Consider the following 25865-nt stretch of genomic DNA (forward strand, 5'->3'; position numbering starts at 1 on the left):
GCCGGCTGATGCAGATGCGCTTCGTCGCCTCGGAAACGACCTTCAGCTATTTCGAGGCACTGGAAGGCTATTTGCAGGAACATGGCCGGCCCGTCGCCTTCTACTCGGACAAGCATTCTGTGTTCCGGGTGACCCGCGCCGAGGCGCGGACCGGCCATGGCATGACGCAGTTCGGCCGCGCCCTCGACGAGCTCAACATCGAGATCCTCTGCGCCAATTCCTCCCAGGCCACGGATGAGATTGAATAGACCCTTTCGGTGTGTACGTGCTATTTTCTGCACTGCAGGCGACCACGGGGCAAAGGACGGGGTGTGAGGTTCAAACCTCGTCGCGTGGCCAGATCATTGACGTTCCTCATGTGTGGCGCCTGCGCCGCGATCCGGCCCTTGCTTTCGCCAGCCTTGGGTCAGGTGCCGATAGTCACACTCAGCCTGATCCGCAACGGCCCGATCTGCTTGTCGGCGGTCCGGGAGGTTGTAGGCATAGGTGGCACCGCGTTGGCCGCGTCGCGCGGGAAGACCGGCCGCCAGTTCCAATGACCGCATCTTTCGAGTCATCAGCGCCGGCCGCGCCCAGGTGTAGTCTTCGCCTTTTGTCAGCATGTGCCAAATCAGAGCGGTCAATTTCCGGGCCACTGCCACAACCGCAATGTGGGTGCCGCGGCGTGCGCGGATTCGATCGTAGAAAGCCCGCAAGGGACCCGGGACGCGAATGGCCTGCCACGCTGCTTCGACCAGGAGATGACGGGCGCCCGATGGCCCACGCTTGGTGATCCGGCCATGATACGCCGGCCCTTCGCCGGATTGTCGGACGCTTGGGTTCAATCCGAAGTAGGCGACCAGCTTGTCGGGGTTGTCAAAACGTTCGATCCGGCCGATGGCTGCCATCACGCCGATTGCCACAACCATGTCGATGCCGGGCGCAGTCATGATCCGCTTGACATCCTTGTCGTCCAAAGCGGCTCGGGCAATGTCCTTCTCGACGCCTTTCTGAGCCTCGGTCAAGCGGTCATACTCGTCGATGTGGCGCGCAATTGCCTCGCGTTCGTCTTCGGGCAGATACTGCGCCTGGAGCCAGGCTCGACCCTTGATGCCAAAGAGATCCACATGGGGGCAGCGCGGGACGAGATGGGCGTGCAGGACAGATTGCACGATCCCTTTCAGACGGACCCGCTGTTTGACGAGCTGGCTCCGGCGTGTGACCTGGCGGCGCCGCGCCAGCGTGGCCTCGTCCGGCACCCATACCTCCGGCAGAAAGCCTGCGGCGTAGAGCTGTGCCAAGACGCGGGCATCAATCTTGTCAGTCTTGGTCTTCGCCTTGGCGATCAGGTATACCTGCAGCGGATTGGCGACGGCCACACGTGCGACATACGGCGTCAGGATTTCCACGAGCGCCGTGGCGTTCCCTGTCGCCTCGACAATCACGTGATCTGTTTTCTTCAGTGTCGCAGCGAAAGCTGCCAAGTGCTCGCGCGTCATCCCAATCCGCCCAAGACGCGTGAACTCCGCGCCTTCAAGCGCCACCGCCTCCGCAAAGACCCGGTGAATGTCCAAACCGATGATCCTCATGCTTTCCTCCCCTTCTTGGAACGAATGAGTCTTCATTCACGGGAGCGGCGGGCACGCGGCACCTACAGATCCGCGCTCGCAGCGCATCCGGGCGGACCGCAGGGGCGACCACTTAAAGGCTCGGGCTCGCGGCCCATGCTTGTTGATCGGTCTGCCCGCACTCACGTGCTCCCGGCGCCCCAGAACCCGGATGGTCTCACCATAACGCCAATCCTGAAGAATCGGCAGGGCCTCGAAGCGCCGCTCTCATCATGCCGGATAAGGGACGCGTCGAGCGCGCCAACCGCACCCTGCAGGACCGCCTGGTCAAGGAGTTGCGCCTTGCGGGCATCAGCGACATGGTGACGGCGAACGCCTTTCTGCCCGGCTTCATCGCGGCGTTCAACACGCGCTTCGCCCGCATCCCGCATCGCCCCGACAACCTGCATCGCGCGTTGAATGTCGAGCCGGACCGGTTGCGCCGGATCCTGTGCCGACGCGACGAGCGCCAGGTCTCGCAGCATCTCGCCCTGAATTACGAGAAGCAGCGCATCATCCTGGAACCGAACGAGCTGAGCCGGGCCGCCGCTGGCAAATATGTCGATCTCTACGAATACGCGGACGGCACCATCGAGGTCGCGGTCAACGGCATCGCCCTGCCCTATACAATGTTCGACAAGGAGCAGCGCGTCACCCACGCCGCCATCACCGAGAACAAGCGGCTCGGCGAGATCCTGGCGATCATCAAGGCGCAGCAGGAAACGGATCCGCCGAAGGAGCGCCGCGTCGGCACGCAACGCACCCGCTACGAGCTGACCGGCAGGCCGCTCGGCCGCAAGAAGACCATCCTCGACAAGCGCGCCGAACGGCTGGCCGCCGAGGCCGCCGCAGCTGGCCAATCGCCCGCGGAATGACGGCCAAGAGACCAGAGCCAGGCCTCGCCCGACGCTGCATCACACGCGCGTATTACCTCATTTCTGAGCGTCGCCGACCGTCCCCGGGGCAGCCGGTCCGGGCTGCGATGGCGGAGGTCTCCGCCCTGCCCGGCTGCCCGCCAATGCCGCGCACGGTGACATTTCTGAATGGCCAGAACTGGGACAGTTCTGAATGGTTGCTACATTGGTTATAGCCGGGCACATTCCATTCTGGAATGCATCACAGGATAGATTCCTGATGAACTTCCGGAGGATGTCATGAGGCGCCCGTCCACAAATCTGACGCCGGACGAGCGTCGTGTCATTGCCAACCTCCTTCAGGCCAAGGTGCCGAAGACGAGAGTTGCGTCGACGCTCGGCCGCAATCGCTCGACGATCACCCGCGAGGTCAAGCGCAACTGGTGGCTCGACAAGGACGTGCCGCAGGCCGATGGCTACTGGCGCATGAGCGCGCAATCCCAAGCCGCGCGCAGGCGGTCACGCAGGCGCAAGTTCGAGCGCCTGCCGGAATTGCGCGCCGAGCGGCGCCGGGAGTGGAAGGCCCGCTAAGCCCGCCAGCCCAGAAACCGCGATTTTCCCGCAGAAACAATCATTCACAACCGCCCCGGGGAGATCAACGACCGCAGTCAGTTCGGCAATTGTGAGGGTGATTTGATGATCTTCGAGCGCGCTCAGGGCGACGCGAATGTGGCCACGCTGGTCGAGCGGAAGACCCGTTACATGTTTTTAACGCGCAACAATGGCCGAAATCTCGCGCCATCATGAGTATTCCTGCCCTGAGCATACGAAACCCTGTATGTGAGAGCGAAGAAAACCGCCTCTCCTTCATGGAAAATCAATTATCAACTGCTTGTACCAGACTGCATCTCGGCCGGTTTACCCGCCGTCCGCTCCGCTCGGCTGGCGTCAATCAGGCCTTCGCGCCAGCCGATGACACGGGCGGCGGGTACGCGGGCTCCGGCGCGGCCAGCGGTTCGATCTGCCGGGATCATGCGTCTGACCGGGGCCATGACCATCGCTTCGCGGCCCGCTTTGTCGATCAGGGACCAGAGGAAGGCGGCGCGCGGCCATGGATCAGCTGATGAGCGGCAAGGTTGCCGTCTTCAGAGTTGAACCACATCTCGGGCCGATCAAATATTCTTGCACTTCCACGCCAGACAGCCGAAAAGATTGCGATGGCAGGCAGGATGGCAATGCTGCAGCCCCACGCACAGGGCCCGTCAAGGCGGAGTGGCACCTACTCGGAGAACGACGGTGCGTCGCTTCTATACCAGGTTTATGCTCTGGCTTCAAACGCCTGTCGGCTCATGTTAGACAGCACCGGATCCAACAGGAGGAACAAGATGAACAAGAGCCTTATTCTGGGCGTCGCCGCCGCAATCGGCATTTTCACCCAAGGTGCAATCGCGCAGGAAATGTCGTTTTTCCGCATCGGCACCGGCGGCACCGCCGGGACCTACTATCCGATCGGCGGGTTGATCGCGAATGCGATCTCGAACCCGCCCGGTTCGCGCGCCTGCGAAGATGGCGGTTCCTGTGGCGTGCCGGGTCTTGTTGCGACGGCCGTGGCCTCGAACGGTTCGGTGGGCAACATCAACGCAATCAATGGTGGCCAGCTTGAGGCGGGCTTTACTCAGTCCGACGTGGCCTATTGGGCCCAGACCGGCACCGGCCTGTGGGAGGGACAACCCGCCGTCGAGAAGCTGCGCCTGATCGCAAATCTCTATCCCGAGAGCATCCATCTGGTGGCGCGCGCGGATTCGGGTATTGAAACCGTTGCCGATCTCAAGGGCAAGAAGGTGTCGCTGGACGAGCCCGGCTCGGGCACCCTGGTCGATGCCCGCATCATCCTCGAGGCCTATGGGCTGAGCGAAGGCGATGTTCAGGCCGAGTTCCTCAAGCCCGATCAGGCGGCCGACCGGATGCGCGATGGCGCGATGGACGCGTTCTTCTTCGTCGGCGGCTATCCGGCGGGCGCGATCGCCGAACTTTCCAGCCAGCATGACATCAAGCTGATCCCGATCGACGGCGAGGCTGCCGCGCAACTGCGCGAGAAATACACTTTCTTTGCCGAGGACAGCTTCCCGGCAGGGACCTATAGCGGTCAGGATGCCGATGTTGCGACGATCTCGGTCGGGGCGCAGATGGTGACCAGCGCGGATCAGTCCGAAGAACTGGTCTATAACATCACCAAAGCGCTCTATAATGACAGCACCCAGAAGCTGTTCGGCGCCGGCCATGCCAAGGGCAAGCTGATCACGCTCGACAATGCCACCAAGGGCGCGGGCATCCCGATGCATCCGGGGGCCGAGAAGTTCTACAAGGAAATGGGCAAGCTTCAATAAGGGCCGCCCCCTCGGAATCCAGACACGGCCCTTCGGGGCCGTGTTTTATTGTATAAGCAAGTATAACCGTTGAAATGAAGGGAGAGCGACGCATGTCCGAGTCCACGCGCCCACTTTCCGATGCCGAACTGCGCGCAATCGAAGAGGAATTCGACCCCGAGGCGCGTTTTCGCGACGTGACCCGCCCGGTGGCCATCCTGACCGCGATCGTGCTGTTCCTGCTGTCGGTCTATCACTATTACACGGCCGGTTTCGGCATTCCCCGCGCCACGACCCATCGCGGCATCCATATGGGTGTGACGATTTTCCTGGTCTTCCTGAGCTTCTCGGCCCTTGCTTCGGGCCGGCACAAGAGCGCGGGGCCGACCTTTCTGGGCTTGCCGCTTCTGGACTGGGCCTTTGGCATCGCGGGCGCAGTCAGCGCGTTCTACGTGCCCTGGATCTATGAGCAACTGGCTTTCCGCGTCGGCAATCCGAACATGCTCGATGTCACGATGGGCACCATCCTGATCGTGACCCTGCTCGAGGCGGTACGTCGCTCGATGGGCTGGCCGCTGCCGGTGATCGCGATGCTCTTCATGGCCTATGCCTATTTCGGCAAAAGCATGCCGGGCATCTTTGTCCATCCCGGTGCCGACTGGAAAGCCATCGTCAACCATCTCTACCTGACCTCGCAGGGCATCTACGGCACTGCGCTGGGGGTGATCGCGACCTATGTGTTCCATTTCGTCCTGTTCGGGGTGATGGCACAGAAGATCGGGCTGGGGCAGCTTTTCATCGACCTCGCCACGGCGCTGACCGGGCGGTTCTCGGGCGGGCCGGCCAAGGTCTCGGTGGTGTCTTCGGCGCTGATGGGCTCGATCTCGGGCTCGTCCATCGCCAATACCGTGACGACCGGGGCGCTGACGATCCCGACCATGATCAAGGTCGGCTACAAGCGGCATTTCGCGGCAGCGGTCGAGGCTGCGGCCTCGACGGGCGGGCAGATCACGCCGCCGGTCATGGGGGCGGTCGCCTTCCTGATGGTAGAATATCTGGGCATTCCGCTGCGCACCATCCTGATCGCCGCCATCGTGCCGGCCTTCATGCATTTCTTCGGCGTTCTGGTTCAGGTCCATCTCGAGGCCAAGCGCCTTGGCATTCGCGGCCTGACCAAGGAAGAACTGCCCAATGCCATCGCCGTGCTGCGCGCGGGCTGGCTCTCGACCTTCCCGCTGATCCTGCTGGTCTTCATGCTGATGTCGGGACGCACCCCCTTCTGGTCGGCTTTCTGCGCCATCTCGGCCTGTATCGTCGTCTATCTCATCCAGCAGGTCATGGCGTCTGGACTGGTCGATGGCATCAAGGGGACCGCACGCGGCATCTTTGACGGATTCGTCCTCGGCGCGAAACAGTCGCTTTCGGTCACGGCCGCCGCGGCACTGGTCGGCGTCGTCATCGGCATCGTCACGCTGACCGGGATCGGCTTCAAGATCGCCTTCATGGTGACCTCGATCGCGCAGGGCTGGGGGGTCTCGACCTATGAGGCGCTGAGCTTCCTACCCTTCGAGATCATGGGCGTGCAGACGCTGACCCTGCTCTTCACGCTGATGATGACGGCGGTGGTCTGCATCCTGATGGGTTGCGGCATCCCGACCACGGCGAATTACATCATCATGGTCGCGGTGGCGGCACCCGTGCTGGGGATGATGAATGTGCAGCCGCTGGTCGCGCATTTCTTCGTCTTCTATTACGGGGTGATCGCGGATGTGACGCCACCCGTGGCGATGGCGGCCTATGCCGCCTCTGGGATCGCCGGGGCCAATGCCTTCAAGGCCGGGAACACCGCCTTCCGGCTGTCGATGGGCAAGGCGCTGGTGCCCTTTGTCTTCGTCTTCTCGCCCTCGCTGCTACTGGTGACCGAAGGCTTCACCTGGGGTTCCTTCGCGCTGGCTTTCACCGGCGCGGTTCTGGGCATCCTGTCGCTCTCGGCCGCGCTGACCAACTGGCTCATCGCGCCGCTCTGGCTGGTCGAGCGCGTCCTGCTGGTGATCGCGGCCTTCCTGCTGATCGCGCCAGAGCCGGTCTCGAGCGCCATTGGCGGTGTGATCCTGGCGGCCGTCGCGATGCGGCAAGCCCTTTGGGCGCGGAAAACCGCCCTCGCCTAAGGTATCGGCCCGCGCGATTCCCTCGCGCGGGCCTTTTTGGGCGTAACACGACGTTAACGCTGGCAACCAAACGGTAATTGCAGTTAACACCCTGATCGCACATGGTGAGTTTCAAGCGGAACCCCGAGGAGTGGTCCCGCAGAGTTCAGGGAGGAACACATGTTCAAATCCGTCTTTGGCGCGGCGATCGCGCTTGGCCTGGCTGCGACCCCGGCCCTTGCCGAATTCCCCGAAAAGGACATTCAGGGCATCATCCAATGGGGTGCCGGCGGCTCGACCGATACCGTCGCGCGCTCGGTCACGCCCCATGCCGAAGAGGCCTTGGGCGGCAAGGTCATCCTGCAAAACGTCACCGGCGGCGTCGGTGCCATCGGCCTGAACCAGGTCGAGCGCGCGGATGCTGACGGCTACACGGTGCTCTTCGGGGCCGAGAACCCGCTGCTCTACAAGGTCATGCAGCTGGGGCAGAAGGATTACTCGGACTTCGTTCCGGTGAACATCCTTGCCCGCGGCGTTCCGATCCTTGTCGCGCGCCCAGATGCGCCTTTCGACACCTTCCCTGAGATGATCGAATACATCAAGGCGAACCCCAAGACCGTCAAGTTCGGCTCGACCGGCCCGGGCGGCCTGCCCTCGGTCGTCTCGGCGATGATCCAGCAAAAGACCCCGATCGAGGTCACCTTCGTCCCCTATGACGGCGACGGCCCGGCGCTGACCGCATTGCAAGGCGGCGCGGTCGATGTGATGCCCGCCGTTCTGGGCGCGGCGATTGAATCCATCAAGGGCGGCAAGATGAAGCCCATCGCCATCTTCGACACCGAAGCGGCGCCGCAGCTGCCCGAGGTCAAGACCATCGTCGAGACCAACCCGGAATTCGCCGATTTCCTGCCCTGGGGGCCGTTCTTCGGCGTCTTCGTCAAGAAGGGCACGCCGGATGATGTCGTGGCCAAGCTGTCCGAAGCCTACAAGACCGGCGCGGCCAATGAGGACTTCACCAAGCTGATCGACGGTCGCGGCTATAAGATGCTGTCGCTTTCGGGCGATGATGCGCAGAAATTCCTGACCGACTGGCAGTCCAAGACGTCCTGGTTGGTCTGGGACGCAGGCATCGCCAAGAAATCTCCGGAAGAATTCGGCATCCCGAAGCCCTGATCCCATCGTGTAACCTGTAAGCGCCGCCCCGGATCCCGAGCGATGCGGGGCGGTGTCCTCATTCAAAGATCAAGGGAGGTCATGCGATGCACCCCTCGCGCAACCGACGCCCCGGAGAACTGGTCTTCAACCTGATCCTCGTCGGGGCCAGCCTGTTCCTGCTTTACTCGGCCTATGGCATTTCCGGTTTCGAGGCCCTGTCCTCGCCGGGCGCCGTGCCGATGCTCACCACCGCCGTCATGGTCCTGGCCGCCGGCCGCATCCTCTGGGAGGTCCTGCGAAAGCCTGTCGCCACGGATCAGAGCTTTATCCGCGACATCCTGCCCATGCCGATCGTCGTCACCATTGCCATGGTCGCGCTTTATGCGCTGGCGCTGAGCCGGCTGGGCTTCATCCCGACCTCGGTGCTCTTCCTGATCGTGATGGTGCGCTACCTCTCGCGGCGTGGCTGGGGCTTCTGCATCGGCGTCGCGGTCGGGACGGTCGCGCTGATCTATCTCGTCTTCCGGCTGATCTTCAGCGTGCTGATGCCGCAGGGCATCGTTCCCGAAGGCGAGATCCTCGCCTGGTTCTCGCGGCTATTCTGATCGGAGCGCATCATGGACATTCTTTCCAACCTCTTGATGCCGGTCACGGACCTGAAACTGCTGGGCCTGATCGCTGTCGGGACCTTTGCCGGCATCTATGTCGGTGCGATCCCCGGCCTGTCGGTCACCATGGCGGTGTCGATCCTGATCTCGTTCACCTTTTCATGGGATGTCTATCCGGCGCTCGCGCTGATGATCGGCATCTATATGGGCGGGGTCTATGGCGGCTCGCGCACCGCGATCCTCTTGAACATCCCCGGCGCGCCCTCGGCGATCGCCACGGCGATGGACGGTTTCCCATTGGCCCAGCAGGGCCGCGCCGGAGAGGCCATCGGCATCGTCACCGTGGTTTCCTTCATCGGCGGCTTCATCGGCATCCTGGCGCTCGCGCTCTTTGCGCCGAGCCTCTCGGATTTCGCCATCCGCTTCCAGCCGCGCGACTTCATGCTGCTGGCGATCATGGGCATCCTGCTGGTCGGCTCGCTCTCGGGTGAAAGCCTGATCAAGGGGGTCTTCTCGGGCGCGCTCGGGATCGGCATCGGCGCGGTGGGCATGGACCCGCTGACCGTGCAGGACCGCTTTGTCTTTGGGTTCGACGAACTGCGCGGGGGCGTTTCCTTCATCGCCGTGATGATCGGCATGTTCGGCGTGGCCGAGGCGCTGTCGCAGCTGCATTCGGTCAATACCCCGGCTGTCAAACAAAGGATCACCCGCATCATCCCGGCCTGGTCGATGGTCAGGAAGCACCTGCCCTTGGGCATGCAGACCTCGACCATCGGCACGGTCGTGGGCGCGCTGCCAGGCACCGGCGGCGATATCGCGGCGCTGATGGCCTATGACTATGCCAAGCGCACCACCCGCAACCCCGAGACGCCCTTCGGCAAGGGCGCGGTCGAGGGCCTCGTCGCGCCCGAGACGGCGAATAACGCGGCTGTCGGCGGCGCCTTCATCCCGATGATGACGCTGGGCATCCCGGGCGACGCGGTGACCGCGATCATGATCGGCGCGCTCTTCATCCACGGGCTCAATCCCGGCCCGATGCTGATGGTCGAGCAGCCGCACATGTTCTGGTTCATCGTCGGCTCGCTGATGCTCGCCAATTGCTTCATGCTGATCTTCGGCCTGACCGGCATCAAGCTCTTCGTGAAGATCGTCGAGCTGCCGCGCACCGTGCTGATCCCGGTCATCCTGATCCTGTCGATCGTCGGGGCCTATGCGGTGAACAACAACGTCACCGATGTCTACTGGATGCTCGGCTTCGGGGTCTTCGGCTATTTCATGAAGGAATACGGCTATCCGCTGGGCCCGGTCATCCTGGGCGTCATCCTGAGCCGCCTTCTGGACGACAACTGGCGCCGGGCGATCATCTCCGAGCAGGAAAGCCTGGGCGGGCTGATGCGCGGCATCGTGACCAGCCCGCTGTCGCTCTGCCTCTTCCTCGCGGTGCTGCTTATCATCCTGTCGAACACCCCGGTCTGGCGCTACGTCCGCCGCAACAAGGCCGCCTGAGCCAAGATGCGGGCCGCCTTGCGCGGCCCGCCCGAAACAACTGGGAAAGGATCCGGAATGAAGACCTCGATCGCCACCGTCTCGCTTTCGGGCACGCTGACCGAGAAGCTGGCCGCCATCCAGGCCGCGGGTTTCGACGGCATCGAGATCTTCGAGCAGGATTTCATCGCCTCGGATTTCAGCCCCGCCGAGGTCGGCCGCATGGTGCGCGACCACGGGCTGGAGATCACACTTTTCCAACCCTTCCGCGATTTCGAGGGCCTGCCCGAGCCGCATCGCTCGCGCGCCTTCGCCCGCGCCGCCCGCAAGTTCGAGCTGATGAACCAGCTTGGCACGGATCTGGTGCTGTTCTGCTCGTCGCTGCATCCGGCCGCGATGGGCGGCATCGACCGCATGGCCGATGATTTCCACGCGCTTGGCGATCTGGCCGCGCAGCATGGCGTCCGCGTCGGCTACGAGGCGCTGTGCTGGGGCCGCTACGTCAACGATCACCGCGACGCCTGGGAGGTGGTGCGCCGCGCCGACCATCCGAATATCGGCCTGATCCTCGACAGCTTTCACACGCTCGGCCGCAAGATCGACCCGGATTCCATCCGCTCGATCCCCGGCGACCGGATCTTCTTCGTCCAGCTTGCCGATGCCCCGGCGATCGAGATGGACCTGCTCTACTGGTCGCGCCATTTCCGCAACATGCCCGGCGAGGGCGACCTGGACGTGCCGGGCTTCATGCGGGCGGTGCTGGCGACCGGCTATGACGGCTGGCTGAGCCTCGAGATCTTCAACGACCAGTTCCGCTCGGGCCTGCCGCGCCTTGTCGCGCTGGACGGGCATCGCAGCCTGATCGCGCTGCAGGACCGCGCGCGGCGCGCCGAGCCGGCGCTGGCGGTGGACCTGCCCGCCTTCCCCGCCCCTGCCCCGGTCGAGCGCATCGAGTTCATCGAATTTGCCACCAGCGAGGCCGAGGCACCGGACCTGACCGCGCTCCTGACCGCGACCGGCTTCCAGCCCGCCGGGCAGCATGTCTCGAAGCCGGTGACTTTGTGGCGGCAGGGCGGGGTGAACCTGCTCGTCAATACCGACGCCGCAGGCTTTGCCCGGACCTCGTTCCTTGCACATGGCACGACTGTCTCCGAGATTGGCCTGACCGTGCCGGATGCGCAGGCGGCATTCCAACGCGCCACCGCGCTGCTGGCCCAGCCGCATCAGCAGCCCGTCGAGGGCGGAGAGCTGACCATCCCCGCCATTCGCGGCGTCAGCGGCAGCGTGCTGCGCTTTCTCGACGGGGCCTCGGATCTGGGCCGGATCTGGGATGTCGATTTCCGCACCATCGCCGGAGCGCCCATCGGCGCGGGCATCATCGGCATCGACCATATCGCCCAGACCATGCCCTATGACGAGATGCTGAGTTCCTCGCTTTTCTACACTGAAATCTTTGCCGGGACCAAATCGCCGATGGTCGATGTGATCGACCCGGACGGGCTGGTGCGCTCGCAGGCGGTGCAATCGGGCGGGCTGCGCGTCACGCTGAACGGGGCCGAGGCGCGCCGCACCCTCGCCGGGCGCTTCATTGAGGACAGCCTTGGCTCATCCGTGCAGCACATCGCCTTTGCCAGTGCCGATATCTTTGCCACGGCTGCCGCTTTGGAAAGTCGGGGTTTCCCGGTGCTGCGGATCGGGGCAAATTACTATGACGACCTCGCCGCCCGCTTCGGGCTGGATGCCAGCCTGACCGAGCGCCTGAAGCGCGCCAATATCATGTATGACGAGGATGCGGGCGGGCAGTTCTTCCAGCTTTACTCGGTGCCGCGCAAGGACGGGTTCTTTCTGGAGATCGTCCAGCGGCATGGGAATTATCAAGGCTATGGCGCGCCGAATGCGCCCTTCCGCATCGCCGCCCAGAAGCGCACCTCACGCCCCGCGGGAATGCCGAGCGCCTGAAGCGGAAAAAGCCCCGCCGAACTGGCGGGGCTTCTGTTCGGATTAGACCGAGAGGCACATGTACTTGATTTCCAAGTAATCATCGAGACCGTAATGGCTGCCCTCGCGGCCGAGGCCGGATTGCTTGACGCCGCCGAAGGGCGCGACCTCGGTCGAGATCAGGCCGGTATTGACGCCGACCATGCCGGTCTCGAGTGCCTCGGCCACGCGCCAGACGCGGCTCAGGTCGCGGGCGTAGAAATAGCCCGCGAGGCCGAATTCGCTGGCATTGGCCAGTGCGATCGCCTCGTCCTCGGTCTCGAAGCGGTAGATCGGGGCGACGGGACCGAAGGTCTCTTCGCGGCTGATCTTCATCTCGGGTTTCATGCCGGTCAGCACGGTCGGGTGGAAGAAGGTCCCGCCCAGCTCGTGCCGCGCGCCGCCGGTGGCGACGGTCGCGCCATGGGCGACGGCGTCGGCGATGTGATCCTCGACCTTGGCCAGAGCCGCGGTGTTGATCAGCGGGCCGACCTGGACCGGCTCGGTCAGGCCATTGCCCACCGACATCGCCGCGACGCGGGCCGCAAGCTTCTCGGAGAAGGCATCGTAAACGCCCGACTGGACGTAGATGCGGTTCGCGCAGACGCAGGTCTGGCCGTTGTTGCGGAACTTGGCGACCATCGCGCCTTCAACCGCCGCATCGATGTCGGCATCGTCGAAGACGATGAAGGGCGCGTTGCCACCCAGTTCCAGCGACAGTTTCTTGATCGTCTCGGCACCCTGACGCATCAGGATCTTGCCCACCCGGGTCGAGCCGGTGAACGAGATCTTGGCGACCTTGGGATTGGCGCAAAGCTCAGCACCCATGCCCGCAGCATCGAGGCCCGGCACGATGTTCAGGACCCCTGCCGGGATGCCCGCACGCTCGGCCAACACGCCCAGAGCCAGCGCCGAAAGCGGCGTCAGTTCCGAGGGGCGCGCGACCATGGTGCAGCCCGCCGCCAGAGCCGGGGCGATCTTGCGCGCCAGCATGGCATTCGGGAAGTTCCAGGGCGTGATCGCGCCGACGACGCCGACCGGCTGCTTCAGCACGATGATGCGCTTGTCCGGCATGTGGCCCGGAATGGTGTCGCCATAGACGCGCTTGGCCTCTTCGGCGAACCATTCGACATAGGCCGCGCCATAGGCGATCTCGCCCTTGGCCTCGGCCAGCGGCTTGCCCATTTCGGCGGTCAGGATCACGGCCAGATCCTCGACATTGGCAAGGATCAGGTCATGCCAGCGGCGCAGGATCGACGCGCGATCCTTGCCGGTGCGCGCGGCCCAGGGCTTCTGCGCGGCATGGGCGGCGTCGATGGCAACTGAGAGCTCGGCCACCCCCATGTTCGCGACCTGGGCGAGTTCCTCGCCGGTGGCCGGGTTCGTCACCGCGAAGACCTTGTCGCCCTTGAAGCGCGCGCCGTTGATATAGGCGCTGCCGGTCATCAGGCTCGGGTCCTTGAGGCTAAGCCCATGTTTATTGTCCAGCATCATGCGGCCTTTGCAGCGGCGATGGAGTCTTCGAGGATGTCCAGCGCCTCGGCGAAGTGACCTTCGTCGATGGTCAGCGGCGCGAGGAAGCGGATCACGTTGCCGTTCACGCCGCAGGTCAGCAGAATCAGCTTGCGCTTGAGCGCCTCGGTGCGGATGCGGTTGACCAGATCGGCGTTCGGCGCCTTGCCGTCTGCGGTGTTGAACTCGGCGGCGACCATCATGCCGGGGCCGCGCACTTCGGCCAGTTCCGGGGTGGTGGCGCGGATCGCTTCCAGACGCTGGCGCAGGCGCGAGCCGAACTCATTGGCGCGGGCGCAGAGGTTTTCTTCCTCGATCACGTCCAGCACGGCATGGGCTGCTGCGATACCCAGCGGGTTGCCGCCATAGGTGCCGCCCAGCCCGCCGGGATTGGCGGCATCCATGATCTCGGCGCGGCCGGTGACGGCAGCGAGCGGCAGACCGCCGGCGAGGCCCTTGGCCATGGTCACGAGATCGGCGGCAATGCCGTGCTGTTCCATTGCGAAGAGCGTGCCGGTGCGGGCGAAGCCGGTCTGGATCTCATCGGCGATCATCACGATGCCATGCTTGTCGCAAAGCTCGCGGATTGCGCGGACAAACTCGGTCGGTGCCGGGTAGAAGCCGCCCTCGCCCTGAACTGGTTCAAAGATGATCGCGGCGACGCGAGCCGGGTCCAGATCGGCCTTGAACAGCTTCTCGATGCCGGCCATCGCATCCGCCGTCGTTTGACCATAGAGAGAGATCGGGAAGGGCACATGGAAGACATCGGGCATCATTGCGCCAAAGCCGGCCTTGTAGGGCTGGACCTTGCCGGTCAGCGACATGCCCATGAAGGTGCGGCCGTGGAAGCCGCCGCCAAAGGCGATGACGGCATTGCGGCCGGTATGGGCGCGGGCGATCTTGATCGCGTTCTCGACGGCTTCGGCACCGGTGGTGACGAAGGTGGTGCGCTTGTCGAAATCGCCGGGGACCAGCGCGTTCAGGCGCTCGCCGAGGGCGATGTAATTCTCATAGGGCAGGACCTGATGGCAGGTATGGGTGAAAGCCTCGAGTTGAGTTTTCACGGCCTCCATCACTTTCGGGTGGCAATGTCCGGTATTGACGACCGCGATGCCGGCGGCGAAGTCAATGTAACGGGTGCCCTCGACATCCCAGACCTCGGCGTTGCGGGCCTTGGCGGCATAGATCTGGGTCTGCATTCCGACGCCACGGGCGATGGTGGTCTGGCGGCGAGCGGCGATTTCGGCGTTGAGCATGTGATGCCTCCTGAAGGGTCCGGGCTGATTTTCGTCCGGTTAGCTTCGCAGATGCCCTGTTCAAAATGGTTTTGACAGTCTAATTCTTACTCTGCGCAACGCATTGAATTTTCTATAGTGACTGGCAGAGTGTTAACGATCATGAACGACCTAAACACCGAACTCCGCGATCTGCGTCTGGGCGAGCGGCTGCGAATCCTGCGCGAGCGTGCAGGCCTGTCGCAGCGTGCCCTGGCCAAGCGCGCCAATGTCACCAATGCGACCATCTCGCTGGTCGAGGCGGATAAGACGAACCCTTCGGTCGGTGCGCTCAGGCGCATCCTCGACGGCATCCCGGTGAGCCTTTCGGAGTTCTTCGCCTTTGAGCCAGAACCCGAGCAGGTGATCTTCTATCAGGCCGAGGACCTGCCGGAAATCGGCAAGGGAAAGCTGTCCTTGAAGCGCGTCGGCAATAGTCAATTCGGCCGCGCGATGACCATACTGCACGAACGCTACGAGCCCGGCGCGGATACGGGCCGGGTGATGTATCAGCATGAGGGCGAAGAGGGCGGTGTCGTCGTCTCGGGCCGGATCGAGGTCACCGTGGGCGAGGAACGCCGCATCCTCGGCCCGGGTGACGGTTATTATTTCGACAGCCGCAAACCGCATCGGTTCCGGCAGGTGGGGGGCGAGCCCTGCGTCATCGTCAGCGCCTGCACGCCGCCGACATTCTAGACTTGGCAGGAACCGGATCCAGCGCTGCCCCCTGCCGCCAAGGAATTGCCCGGCGCAAAATCGGGCCTTGCGCCCAAAAAGGCGGATAGGCTGTGGCAGAGCGAAATTACCGCGTTCATCTCGTCGAGGAATGCTTTTCGCCGGCCCGGGAACGGGGCTAACGTCTCTGCAAAAGACCCGGAATGCAGGAGCGCCCGACCCATGAAAGACATTTTCAATCAGCCGCTTGGCGGCAATAGCATGCCGCGTTTCGGGGGGCCTGCCACCATGATGCGCCTGCCCGCGCAAGACACGGCGGCGGGGCTCGATGCCTGCTTCATCGGTATTCCCATGGATATCGGCGCGTCCAACCGACCCGGCACCCGCCTCGGGCCACGCCAGATCCGGGACGAAAGCCGCATGATCCGTCCCTATAACATGGCAACCGGTGCCGCGCCCTTTGACAGCCTGCAGGTCGCGGATATCGGAGATGTGCCGATCAACACTTTCGACCTGAAGAAATCGGTCGAGATCATCACGGGACATTACCGCGAAGTGCTTCGCCATGACGTCATCCCACTGACGCTGGGCGGCGATCACACCCTGACCTGGCCGATCCTGCGGGCCATCCGGGAAAAGCATGGGCCGGTCGCGCTGATCCATGTCGATGCCCATTCCGACACGAATGAGCACATGTTCGGCGAGCGCGAGGCGCATGGCTGCCCCTTCCGCCGCGCCTGGGAGGATGATTGCCTGCTGAACGACAAGGTCTTCCAGATTGGCCTGCGCGGCTCGGGCTATACGGCAGAAGATTTCGACTGGGGACGCGAGAAAGGCTGGACGGTCATCCCAGCCGAGCAATGCTGGCACAAGAGCCTGTCCCCCTTGATGTCCGAGATCCGTGCCAGCATCGGCGATGCGCCCGTCTACCTGTCCTATGACATTGACAGCCTCGACCCGGCCTTCGCCCCCGGCACCGGCACCGTCGAGGTTGGCGGCCTGACCACGATCCAAGGGCTCGAGATCATCCGGGGCTGCGCCGGGCTGAACCTTGTCGGCTGCGATCTGGTCGAAGTCTCGCCGCCCTATGATCCTGCGGGCAATACCGCTGTCATCGCCGCCAATTTCCTGTTCGAGATGCTCTGCGCCCTGCCCGGCGTCAAACGTCGCTGAGGGGGCGGCTGCAAAAATCCTGTCGCCGGCCGATGCTTGGTCGGCAGCGGGACGCGGTCAGGACCGGCACGGCTTGCAGCACGAAGCGCCTTCGCGTCATAACCGTCGCTCATCCCCCTTCTGAGGAGAAGCCCAATGCCCCCTGCCCTTTCTCTTTCGGCCTTGTCGCGGATCGGATTTGACGCATGAGCGATGTCTTTGGCCTGACCGGGCGCCGCGCCCTGGTGACCGGAGCAAGTTCGGGAATCGGTCATGCCGTCGCCGCGGCGCTGGCCCGTCAGGGTGCCGCCGTCGCGATCCACTACAATCGTGGCGCCGAAGCTGCCGAGGCGCTGGCCGCGCGCATCAACGCTGAAGGAGGAACGGCGACGGCCGTTCAGGCGGATCTGCAATCGGACGACGCGGCCGCGGGTCTGGTGGCCGAGGCCGCCGAGGCCTTGGGCGGGCTCGACATCCTGATCAACAATGCCGGTGCGATGGGGCCGCGCCAGCCCTTTGCTGCGGCGGGCGGCGATCTGGCCGCCGAAGTGTTCGACCTGAATTGCCGGGCGCTGGTCAGTGTGACCCATGCCGCCCTCCCCTGGCTGAAACAGAGCGGCAATTCCGCGGTGGTGAATACCGGCTCGATCGCGGGGCGCAATGGTGGCGGGATTGGCGCGGGCTTCTATGCCGCTGCCAAGGCCTATGTGCATAACCTGACCCGTGGCATGGCGCGGGAATTCGCGCCGATGGGCATTCGGGTGAATGCCGTGGCGCCCGGTGTGATCGACACGCCGTTTCACGCCGCGACCCCGCCCGAAATCATGACCGCGATGAAGGCGGCCATACCGCTGGGCCGGCTTGGCACGGTCGAGGATTGCGTCGGCCCCTATCTGTTTCTCGCGTCACCGGTGCTGAGCGCCTATGTGACGGGCCAGATCCTCGATGTGAATGGCGGGCAATACATGCCCTGACGGCGGGCATGAAAAAGGGCGCGAGCAGATGCCCGCGCCCTTTCTGTGACGATGACCGGCTTATTTCGGCAGGTCGAAACGATCTGCGTTCATCACCTTGGTCCAGGCCTTGGCGAAGTCCGCGACGAATTTCGCCTTGGCGTCGTCCTGGGCATAGACCTCGGCGATGGCGCGCAGTTGCGAATTCGAGCCGAAGACCAGATCAACACGGGTCGCGGTCCATTTCGGCGCGCCGGTCGCGCGATCGGTGCCGTCGAACACGTCCTGCGCGTCGGACTGGGCCTTCCAGACCGTGTCCATGCTGAGCAGGTTGACGAAGAAGTCATTCGTCAGCTGCCCCGGGCGGCTGGTCAGAACGCCATGCGCGGTGCCGCCGTAATTGGCGTTCAGGGCGCGCAGCCCGCCGATCAGCACGGTCATTTCCGGCGCGGACAGTTTCAGCAGCTGGGCGCGGTCGATCAGCAGCTCTTCGGCCGCGACCGAGAATTGCTTGCGCTGATAGTTGCGGAAACCATCGGCCATCGGCTCCATCCAGTCGAAGCTCTCGACATCGGTCTGCTCCTGGGTGGCGTCACCACGGCCGGCGGCGAAGGGCAGCGACAGTTCGTAACCGGCGGCACTGGCAGCAGCTTCGACGGCGGCATCACCGGCCAGCACGATCAGATCGGCCATCGAGACCTTTTTCGCGCCCTTGGCGTCGAATTCGGCCTTGATGCCTTCCAGCACCGACAGGACACGGGCCAGTTGTTCGGGCTGGTTCGCCTCCCAGTCCTTCTGAGGGGCCAGACGGATGCGCGCGCCATTCGCGCCGCCGCGATAATCCGAGCCGCGGAAGGTCGAGGCCGAGGCCCAGGCGGTCTGGATCAGTTCCGAAGCGGCGAGACCCGAGGCCAGAGCCTTGGCTTTCAGATCGGCCACGTCGGCGGCGTCGATCATCGGGTAGTCCGGGGTCGGGACGACGTCCTGCCAGATCAGATCCTCGGCCGGAACCTCCGGGCCCAGATACAGGGCTTTCGGCCCCATGTCGCGATGGGTCAGCTTGAACCATGCGCGGGCAAATGCGTCGGCGAACTGCTCGGGGTTTTCGTAGAAGCGGCGCGAGATCTTTTCATAGATCGGATCGAAGCGCAGCGAGAGGTCGGTGGTCAGCATCGAGGGCGCGATGCGTTTGTTGGGGTCATGCGCGTCCGGAACCGTGCCTGCGCCAGCATCGCCCTTGGGCTTCCACTGATGCGCGCCTGCGGGCGACTTGGTCAGTTCCCATTCGAATTCGAACAGGTTGCGGAAGAAGTTGTGGCTCCATTGCGTGGGCGTCTGGGTCCAGACCACTTCGAGCCCCGACGAGATCGCATCGGCACCAAAGCCGGTGCCGTGGGTGCTGTGCCAGCCAAAGCCTTGCAACTCGATCGACGCACCTTCGGGATCCGCGGTGACGTGGCTTGCTTCGCCCGCGCCATGGCATTTGCCAAAGGTGTGGCCGCCCGCGATCAGCGCGACGGTTTCCTCGTCATTCATGGCCATGCGGCCAAAGGTCTCGCGGATGTCCTTGGCGGCCAGGACCGGGTCCGGGTTGCCGTCGGGACCTTCCGGGTTCACATAGATCAGGCCCATCTGAACGGCGGCCAGCGGGCTTTCCAGCTGACGCTCGCCCGAATAGCGGCTGCCTTCCGAACCGCTCAGTGCGAGCCATTCGACCTCGGAACCCCAATAGATATCCTCCAGCGGCTCCCAGACGTCGGGACGGCCACCGGCGAAGCCGAAGGTCTTGAAGCCCATCTCTTCCAGCGCGACATTGCCGGTCAGGATCAAGAGGTCGGCCCAGGACAGGCTGTTGCCGTATTTCTGCTTGATCGGCCAGATCAGGCGGCGGGCCTTGTCGAGGTTGACGTTATCCGGCCACGAATTCAGCGGCGCGAAACGCTGCGCGCCCGAGCGCGCGCCGCCCCGGCCATCAGCGGTGCGGTACGTCCCGGCGCTGTGCCAGGCCATGCGGATGAAGAGCGGGCCGTAATTGCCCCAATCGGCCGGCCACCAATCCTTGCTGTCGGTCATGACCTTGCGCAGGTCGGCCTTGACGGCCTCGAGGTCCAGCTTCTTGAACTCTTCGGCATAATCGAAGGCTTCGCCCAGCGGGTTCAGCTGGTGATTGTCCTGATGCAGGATCTTGAGGTTGAGCTGGTTCGGCCACCATTCCCGGTTCGACCGGGCGCTGACACGGGTGTTGCGGTTGGAGCCGTGCATGACCGGGCATCCGCCGCCCGTTCTGACTTGTTTGTCGTCCATCTCTGTCTTCCTTCGGCTGACTTGCGACCTTGATCCGCCCGGCAACGGGACGGGCCTCGGTGACTCGCGCTTCGTCGAAAGTATTATGCCATTGTGTCGATCAGATAAATTTCTAAAGGCTAATGATCTTTATAATGCGCGGTTATGCCGCGCTTATTTCACGCCAGAAAGCGCTGCAATGAAATGTGAGAAAAGCTCGCCCTGCGAGCCGATCCGAAGCTTGGCATAGATATTGCGTTTGTGGATGCGCACCGTCCCCGGCGAGATCCCCAGCGCCTTGCCCGTGGCCTCGGCGGAATGGCCCTTGAGGGTATATTCCACCACTTCCGTCTCGCGCGGGGTCAGGAGATTGCGCCCGACATTGCGGAAGGCCGTCTCGATCAATTCGGCAAGGCTGCCCTGCGCGGCAGCAGGCTGCGGCCCGAATTCCTGGACCAGATCGGGCCAGTTCTTGCGCGCTGCCGCCGCGACAAAGGGCAGGACGGCGCGCAATTCCCGGAACTCGCGCGCCGAAAAGACCCGAGTCGCGCGCATCGCCGAAACGACGAGATGTACCCCTTGCCCCATATCGAACATGAAGCCTATTTCCTCGGCAAGTTCGGTCTGGACATAGTAGTTGCGAAAGTATTCGGCCTGGTAGAAGCGGTCCGGCGCAAGCTCTCGTAGCCGCATCAGGCAGGCCGTACCGGGCTGGGGCGGGTTCAGGTAGAACGGGTCCAGCAGATAGGGGCCAGCCTGATAATCCGCGACCATGACCTGCCGTTTCCAGGCGGGAAACTCGTCATGCAGCGCCAGCGGTCGGCGATCCTGGAAATAGGCAAAGGTCACGCTATGTTCGAATGGCGCGATGCTGCGCAGCGCCGCGACCAGTTCTGCCGCAAATTCGGGCGTGCCAACCGCTTCCACCACCCGCGCGCTCGCATTGAACCAGTCCATTTTGCGTCCTTTCCGGGCCAAAGCCAGCGCTATGCCTTTTGTGGTATATACAACGCTTCGCCAGTTTCTTACGAATTTCTCAAAGCAAGGGGTAGCCCGCGTCAAGGGTTTATCGACAGGGAAGACTGAAGCATGGCATATGCGACGCAAGGCGAGACCATCGCCGAGTTCGTCAACACCACCAAGCGTTTCGGCAGGGTTCTGGCCGCCGACAGGCTGAACCTGAAGATCGGCAAGGGCGAATTCCTGTCCTTTCTCGGTCCCTCGGGCTGCGGCAAGACCACGGCGCTGCGCATGCTCGCGGGTTTCGAGGCCCCGACCGAGGGCCGCATCCTGATCGACGGACAAGAGGTCGGGGCGGAACCTGCCTATCGCCGTCCGGTCAATATGGTGTTCCAGCATTACGCCTTGTTTCCGCATATGACGGTGGCGGAAAACGTCGGCTACGGCTTGCGGCAGCGTCGCCCGAGGCTCGCCAAGGAGGACATCGCCGCCCGGGTCACACGCGCGCTCGACACGGTGCGTCTGGGCGATTTCGGCCCGCGCCGCATCTGGGAAATGTCGGGCGGGCAGCAGCAGCGCGTCGCGCTGGCCCGCGCCATTGTCAACGAGCCCAAGATCCTGCTTCTGGACGAGCCGATGGCCGCGCTTGACGCGAAACTGCGCGGCGAGATGCAGACCGAATTGCTGTCTCTGCAAAGAAAGCTCGGCATCACCTTCATCCTCGTCACCCATGACCAGCAAGAGGCCCTGTCCATGTCGGACCGGATCTGCCTGATGGGCAAGGGCCGGATTGCCCAGATCGGCACCCCGCGCGAGCTTTATGACCGCCCCGCCAACCGCTATGTCGCCGATTTCGTCGGCCGCGCGAATATCCTGACCGGCACGGTGATCCGCAATATCGGAGAACACGCGCTGGTGCGGCTGGCCTCGAACCACGATGTCGTGGTCGAGGCCCCCCATCCCGTCAGCCCCGGCGCCAAGGTGGATCTGGCGATCCGCCCCGAGGCGCTGCGCCTCGCCACCGCGCCCCAGCCCGGCCTGCCCGATATCGTGGCCAAGCTGTGCCGGATGACCTTTCTGGGCGAACATGTCGAATACCTGCTGAGCCATCCCGCACTGGGACAATTGCAGGTCATGGTCCCGCGACAGGCCGAAAGAGCCTTGCCGGGCGTGGATACGGGCCATGAGGTTCATATCCTCTGGGATCAGGGCAATGGCCTGATCCTGGGTCAGGACTGAGATTTCCAAAAAGGGAGACGCTACATGCAGGACGATAACGCACCGATCTCGCGCCGGAAATTCGCCGAGGAACTGGAACGCTACCGCAAGGGCTCGGTTTCGCGTCGGCATTTCCTTGGGGTGACCGGCCTCGGGACGGCCATGGCTGTGATGGCCGGCGCAATGCCGATGATGCGCCCGCGGGGCGCGCATGCCGCCGAACTGGGCGACCGCGCCGTTCTGGCGACCTGGCCGAACTATCACGACCCTGAAAGCTTTGCAGCCTTCCAAAAGGCCACGGGCGTCGCGACGCAGGTCAACGTCTTCGGCTCGAACGAAGAGATGCTGGCGAAGCTGCAGGCGGGCGGCTCGGGCTGGGATGTGTTCGTGCCGACGAACTACACCATCACCACCTATGTCGAGGCCGACCTGATCGAGCCTCTGGACCTGTCCAAGCTGCCGAATTACGACCCGGCGGCCTTCGAGGCGCGTTTTGCCGATGCCGGCACCGTCGATGGCAAGCTTTACGCCGTGCCGAAGAACTGGGGCACGACCGGCATGGCCTGGGACAGCACCAAGGCCAAGGCCCCCTTCACCAGCTGGAAGGAATTCTTCGACATCACCATGACCGATTTCTCGGGCCGGACCATGGTGCATGACTACCAGTTGACCACCATTGGCAACGCGCTGAAATATTACGGCTATTCCTTCAACTCGGTCGATCCCAAGGAACTGGCCGATGCCGAGAATCTGCTCTTGCAGGTCAAGCCGCATCTCTTCGCGATCAGCTCGGACTACCAGCCGCCGATGCGCAATGGCGATGCTTGGCTGACCATGTGCTGGACCGGCGAAGGCAAGCAGATGAACCGGGACATGCCCGAAATCCATTTCGCCCTTGGCAAGGACGGCGGCGAGATCTGGTCAGATTATTACGCCATCCCGAAAAGCGCGCCGCATCGCGAGGCGGCCTATGCGCTGATCAACTTCCTGATCGACCCGCAGGTGAACGCGCGCGAGGCGACCGCGCATGGCTTCCCGGTGGCCGACAGCCGCGTCAACGCGCTTTTGCCCAAGGACGTGCTGGAAGACCCGATCCTGTACCCGGCCGCCGATCTGCTCAACGCGCAGGAGTTCGGCGCGGCGGCGACGCTGACCGATCCGAACCGCGCCGAGCTGATGGCGCGCTTCAAATCGGCCTGAGGCGAGGGGGATGACCATGACGAAGGGCCGGGCACGCTGGCTTCTGCTTGGACCTGCGGGCCTTTGGTATGCGGCGCTACTGGTGCTGCCGCTGGCTGTCGTTCTGGTCTATTCCCTTGGCGAAAGGGCGCCTGCGGGCGGTTACGCCCCGGCCCTGACGCTGGCGCAATATGCCAATCTGGGAAGCCGATGGGCGGCTTTCCAGAACACCTTGCTTTTGGCCCCGGCTGGCACGCTGGCCGCGCTGCTGATCGCCTATCCTCTGGCCTATTTTCTGGCGGTGCGGGCCAATCCGCGCTGGCGCACGCTGCTGCTGGTCTTGGTGATCGTGCCGTTCTGGACCTCGATCCTGATCCGCAGCTATGCGTGGATCTTCCTGCTGGGCGGACGCGGCATCCCCGCGCTGCTCTCGGATCTGGGGCTGGGAGACATCCGGCTGATCAACACGCCCTTCGCGGTACTCGTGGGCATCGTCTATGGCTATCTGCCGCTGATGGTTTTTCCGATATATGTCAGCCTTGAGAAACTCGACAAGCGCTTGCTCGAGGCATCCTCGGACCTTGGCGCGGCGCCCTGGCGCAGCTTCCTGCAGGTGACGCTGCCGCTGTCGCTGCCCGGCGTCGCCACCGGCTCGATGCTGGTTTTCATCCTGCTGATGGGGGAATACCTGATCCCGCAGATGCTGGGCGGAGGCAAGGTCTTCTTCGTCGGCAATGCGCTGGTCGATCTGTTCCTGCAATCGCGCAACTGGGCCTTCGGATCGGCTATGGCGGTGACTTTGGTCGCGATCATGCTGGTGACGGTCACGCTCTACATGCGCTTCCTGCGCCGCATCGGCGCGGCGCGCGACGATACCGGCCTGATGTGAGACTTCGCCCATGAGAATCTACGCCCTTGCCGTCTATGTTTTCCTCTACCTGCCCATCGGCATCATCGCGCTGTTCAGCTTCTCGGCCGGACGCTCGGCCAGCCAGATGCAGGGTTTCTCGACCGGCTGGTATGCCAAGGCCCTGTCGAACCCCTTTGTCACGGACGCGCTGAAAACCTCGGCCACCGTCGCGCTGATCTCGGCCATCCTCGCCAGCATCTTTGGCACCATGGCCGCGCTGGCGCTTAGCGGGATGAAGGGCCGCATCCGCGTCCTTTTCGACGCGCTGATCTATATCGCGGTGATGATCCCCGGCATCGTCATCGGCATCGCCACGCTGATCGCGCTGGTCACGGTCTTTGACGCGGTGAACCCATCGCTTGAGGCCGTGACCGGGTGGCGTCTGTCGATGGGGCGCGGCAGCCTGATCGCGGCGCATGTCCTCTTCACCATGTCGCTGGTCATCATCATCGTGCGCGCCCGGATCGAGGGCATGGACCGCGCGCTGATCGAGGCCTCGAATGACCTTGGCGCGGGGCCTGTCGCGACTTTCTGGCAAGTGACCTTGCCGATGCTGGCCCCGGCGATCCTCGCGGGGTTCCTGCTCAGCTTCACCTTCAGCTTCGACGATTTCATCATCGCCTTTTTCGTTGCCGGGTCCGAGACCACCCTGCCGATCTATATCTTCTCGTCGATCCGGCGCGGCGTGACACCCGAGATCAATGCCATCGGCACGATGGTCATGGGCGTCTCGCTTGCGCTTCTGGTCATCGCGCAACTGACGCTCCGGCGGGGCAAAGCCCCCGGACAGTAGGAGAATACCATGACAGGATGTCTTGCGGGGCGGATCGCCCTTGTCACGGGCGCGGGCTCGGGGATCGGGCGCGCCGGGGCGCTGGCCATGGCGGCCGAGGGGGCCACGGTCATCGTCACCGACCTGCGCGCCGATCTGGCCGAGGCCACGGCCGCGGCGATCGTCGCGGCGGGCGGGCGCGCCGAGGGTCGGGCGCTGGACGCGCGCGACGATGCGGCCATCGCCGCCTTGGTCGCAGATGTGCTGGACCGGCATGGCCGCATCGACGTGCTGCATTCCCATGCCGGCATCCAGATCGCGGGCCGCCTCGAGGAGGTCACGCCCGAGCAGATGGACCTGTCATGGCAATTGAACGTCCGGGCGCATTTCGTGCTGGCGCGCGAGGTGGTCGCCCCCATGCGGGCGCAAGGCGGAGGCTCGGTGATCGTCACCGCCTCGAATTCGGGCTGCCAATATGACCGGGGCATGATCTCCTATGCCACGACCAAGCACGCGGCAGTGGCGATGGTGCGCCAGATGGCGGCGGATTACGCCCGCGAAAATATCCGCTTCAACGCGCTTTGCCCGGGTTTCGTCGATACCCCCTTCAATGCCGGTTTCGAGACCCAGATGGGCGGGCGTGGCGCGCTGGAAAGCTATGTCGCCGAGACCATCCCGATGGGCCGTTGGGCCAGCCCCGAGGAAATCGCCGACGGGATCGTCTATCTTGCCTCGGACCGATCCTCTTTCGTCACCGGGCTCGCTTTGGTGATCGACGGCGGCGAGATTCTCTGAATTC

General features: G+C 63.9%; 19 protein-coding genes and 3 pseudogenes. 17 read left to right on the plus strand and 5 right to left on the minus strand.

Features of this window, described 5'->3' with window-relative positions; genetic code table 11:
• Positions 1-245: pseudogene (locus ESZ60_RS14650) on the plus strand (ISNCY family transposase); the annotation flags it as partial.
• A 96-nt stretch (positions 246-341) separates the two neighbouring features.
• On the opposite strand, the gene ESZ60_RS14655 reads toward ESZ60_RS14650, so the two are convergent.
• Complete coding sequence (locus ESZ60_RS14655) at positions 342-1568, minus strand: IS110 family RNA-guided transposase (RefSeq protein WP_134681479.1); 1227 nt, start codon at positions 1566-1568, stop codon at positions 342-344.
• Positions 1569-1828: 260 nt separating this feature from the next.
• Here ESZ60_RS14655 and ESZ60_RS21305 point away from each other — a divergent pair.
• The 8 genes and pseudogenes from ESZ60_RS21305 to ESZ60_RS14695 all read left to right on the plus strand — a co-directional run.
• A pseudogene (locus ESZ60_RS21305) lies at positions 1829-2461 on the plus strand (transposase family protein); the annotation flags it as partial.
• A 279-nt stretch (positions 2462-2740) separates the two neighbouring features.
• Positions 2741-3241 (plus strand): annotated as a pseudogene (locus tag ESZ60_RS21870) (helix-turn-helix domain-containing protein); the annotation flags it as partial.
• Between the two features lie 584 nt (positions 3242-3825).
• Positions 3826-4827 carry a TAXI family TRAP transporter solute-binding subunit gene (locus ESZ60_RS14670; RefSeq protein ID WP_134681481.1) on the plus strand — a complete coding sequence of 334 codons (1002 nt, stop codon included), beginning with the start codon at positions 3826-3828 and terminating at the stop codon, positions 4825-4827.
• Between the two features lie 92 nt (positions 4828-4919).
• A complete protein-coding gene (locus tag ESZ60_RS14675; RefSeq protein WP_134681482.1) occupies positions 4920-6974 on the plus strand; it encodes a TRAP transporter permease in 2055 nt (684 codons plus the stop codon).
• A 159-nt stretch (positions 6975-7133) separates the two neighbouring features.
• Positions 7134-8126, plus strand: a complete 993-nt coding sequence (locus ESZ60_RS14680; protein WP_134681483.1) for a tripartite tricarboxylate transporter substrate binding protein — start codon at positions 7134-7136, stop codon at positions 8124-8126.
• A gap of 86 nt (positions 8127-8212) precedes the next feature.
• Positions 8213-8713, plus strand: a complete 501-nt coding sequence (locus ESZ60_RS14685; protein WP_134681484.1) for a tripartite tricarboxylate transporter TctB family protein — start codon at positions 8213-8215, stop codon at positions 8711-8713.
• A 12-nt stretch (positions 8714-8725) separates the two neighbouring features.
• The gene (locus tag ESZ60_RS14690; protein ID WP_134681485.1) at positions 8726-10222 is read left to right on the plus strand and encodes a tripartite tricarboxylate transporter permease; all 1497 of its coding nucleotides are present in this window, start codon (positions 8726-8728) and stop codon (positions 10220-10222) included.
• A 57-nt stretch (positions 10223-10279) separates the two neighbouring features.
• Positions 10280-12160, plus strand: a complete 1881-nt coding sequence (locus ESZ60_RS14695) for a bifunctional sugar phosphate isomerase/epimerase/4-hydroxyphenylpyruvate dioxygenase family protein (protein WP_134681486.1) — start codon at positions 10280-10282, stop codon at positions 12158-12160.
• Positions 12161-12202: 42 nt separating this feature from the next.
• Here the strand turns inward: ESZ60_RS14695 and ESZ60_RS14700 are convergent, their stop codons facing one another.
• Together ESZ60_RS14700 and ESZ60_RS14705 are read right to left on the minus strand one after the other, a co-directional pair.
• A complete protein-coding gene (locus tag ESZ60_RS14700) occupies positions 12203-13669 on the minus strand; it encodes an NAD-dependent succinate-semialdehyde dehydrogenase (RefSeq protein WP_134681535.1) in 1467 nt (488 codons plus the stop codon).
• Positions 13669-14946, minus strand: a complete 1278-nt coding sequence (locus ESZ60_RS14705) for a 4-aminobutyrate--2-oxoglutarate transaminase (RefSeq protein ID WP_134681487.1) — start codon at positions 14944-14946, stop codon at positions 13669-13671. Before ESZ60_RS14705 ends, ESZ60_RS14700 begins: the two co-directional genes overlap by 1 nt.
• 141 nt (positions 14947-15087) lie before the next feature.
• Here ESZ60_RS14705 and ESZ60_RS14710 point away from each other — a divergent pair, with 141 nt between their 5' ends.
• The 3 genes from ESZ60_RS14710 (at position 15088) to ESZ60_RS14720 (ending at position 17765) form a co-directional block, all read left to right on the plus strand.
• Positions 15088-15660 (plus strand): cupin domain-containing protein, encoded by a 573-nt coding sequence (locus tag ESZ60_RS14710; protein ID WP_134681488.1) that lies wholly within the window; start codon positions 15088-15090, stop codon positions 15658-15660.
• Between the two features lie 201 nt (positions 15661-15861).
• A complete protein-coding gene (gene speB / locus ESZ60_RS14715; protein WP_134681489.1) occupies positions 15862-16812 on the plus strand; it encodes an agmatinase in 951 nt (316 codons plus the stop codon).
• Positions 16813-16997: 185 nt separating this feature from the next.
• Positions 16998-17765: an SDR family NAD(P)-dependent oxidoreductase gene (locus ESZ60_RS14720; protein ID WP_134681490.1), complete on the plus strand. Its 768-nt coding sequence runs from the start codon at positions 16998-17000 to the stop codon at positions 17763-17765.
• A 60-nt stretch (positions 17766-17825) separates the two neighbouring features.
• Here ESZ60_RS14720 and katG read toward each other — a convergent pair whose 3' ends face one another.
• Both katG and ESZ60_RS14730 read right to left on the minus strand, forming a co-directional pair.
• The gene (gene katG, locus ESZ60_RS14725; RefSeq protein ID WP_134681491.1) at positions 17826-20048 is read right to left on the minus strand and encodes a catalase/peroxidase HPI; all 2223 of its coding nucleotides are present in this window, start codon (positions 20046-20048) and stop codon (positions 17826-17828) included.
• 153 nt (positions 20049-20201) lie between these two features.
• On the minus strand, positions 20202-20984 hold the full coding sequence (locus ESZ60_RS14730) for a helix-turn-helix transcriptional regulator (protein ID WP_134681492.1): 783 nt from the start codon (positions 20982-20984) through the stop codon (positions 20202-20204).
• A 132-nt stretch (positions 20985-21116) separates the two neighbouring features.
• Between ESZ60_RS14730 and ESZ60_RS14735 the strand changes: the two genes are divergently transcribed.
• The 5 genes from ESZ60_RS14735 to ESZ60_RS14755 are packed head-to-tail and all read left to right on the plus strand — an operon-like array spanning position 21117 to position 25861.
• Positions 21117-22226, plus strand: coding sequence for an ABC transporter ATP-binding protein (locus ESZ60_RS14735; RefSeq protein ID WP_134681493.1), 1110 nt, complete (start codon positions 21117-21119; stop codon positions 22224-22226).
• A gap of 24 nt (positions 22227-22250) precedes the next feature.
• A complete protein-coding gene (locus ESZ60_RS14740) occupies positions 22251-23405 on the plus strand; it encodes an ABC transporter substrate-binding protein (RefSeq protein WP_134681494.1) in 1155 nt (384 codons plus the stop codon).
• 10 nt (positions 23406-23415) lie between these two features.
• Complete coding sequence (locus ESZ60_RS14745; protein WP_134681495.1) at positions 23416-24273, plus strand: ABC transporter permease; 858 nt, start codon at positions 23416-23418, stop codon at positions 24271-24273.
• Between the two features lie 10 nt (positions 24274-24283).
• Positions 24284-25087: an ABC transporter permease gene (locus tag ESZ60_RS14750; RefSeq protein ID WP_134681496.1), complete on the plus strand. Its 804-nt coding sequence runs from the start codon at positions 24284-24286 to the stop codon at positions 25085-25087.
• Positions 25088-25096: 9 nt separating this feature from the next.
• A complete protein-coding gene (locus ESZ60_RS14755) occupies positions 25097-25861 on the plus strand; it encodes an SDR family NAD(P)-dependent oxidoreductase (protein ID WP_134681497.1) in 765 nt (254 codons plus the stop codon).
• Positions 25862-25865 lie beyond the last annotated feature (4 nt).

Source organism: Paracoccus ravus (assembly GCF_004522175.1).
Classification (GTDB): domain Bacteria; phylum Pseudomonadota; class Alphaproteobacteria; order Rhodobacterales; family Rhodobacteraceae; genus Paracoccus; species Paracoccus ravus.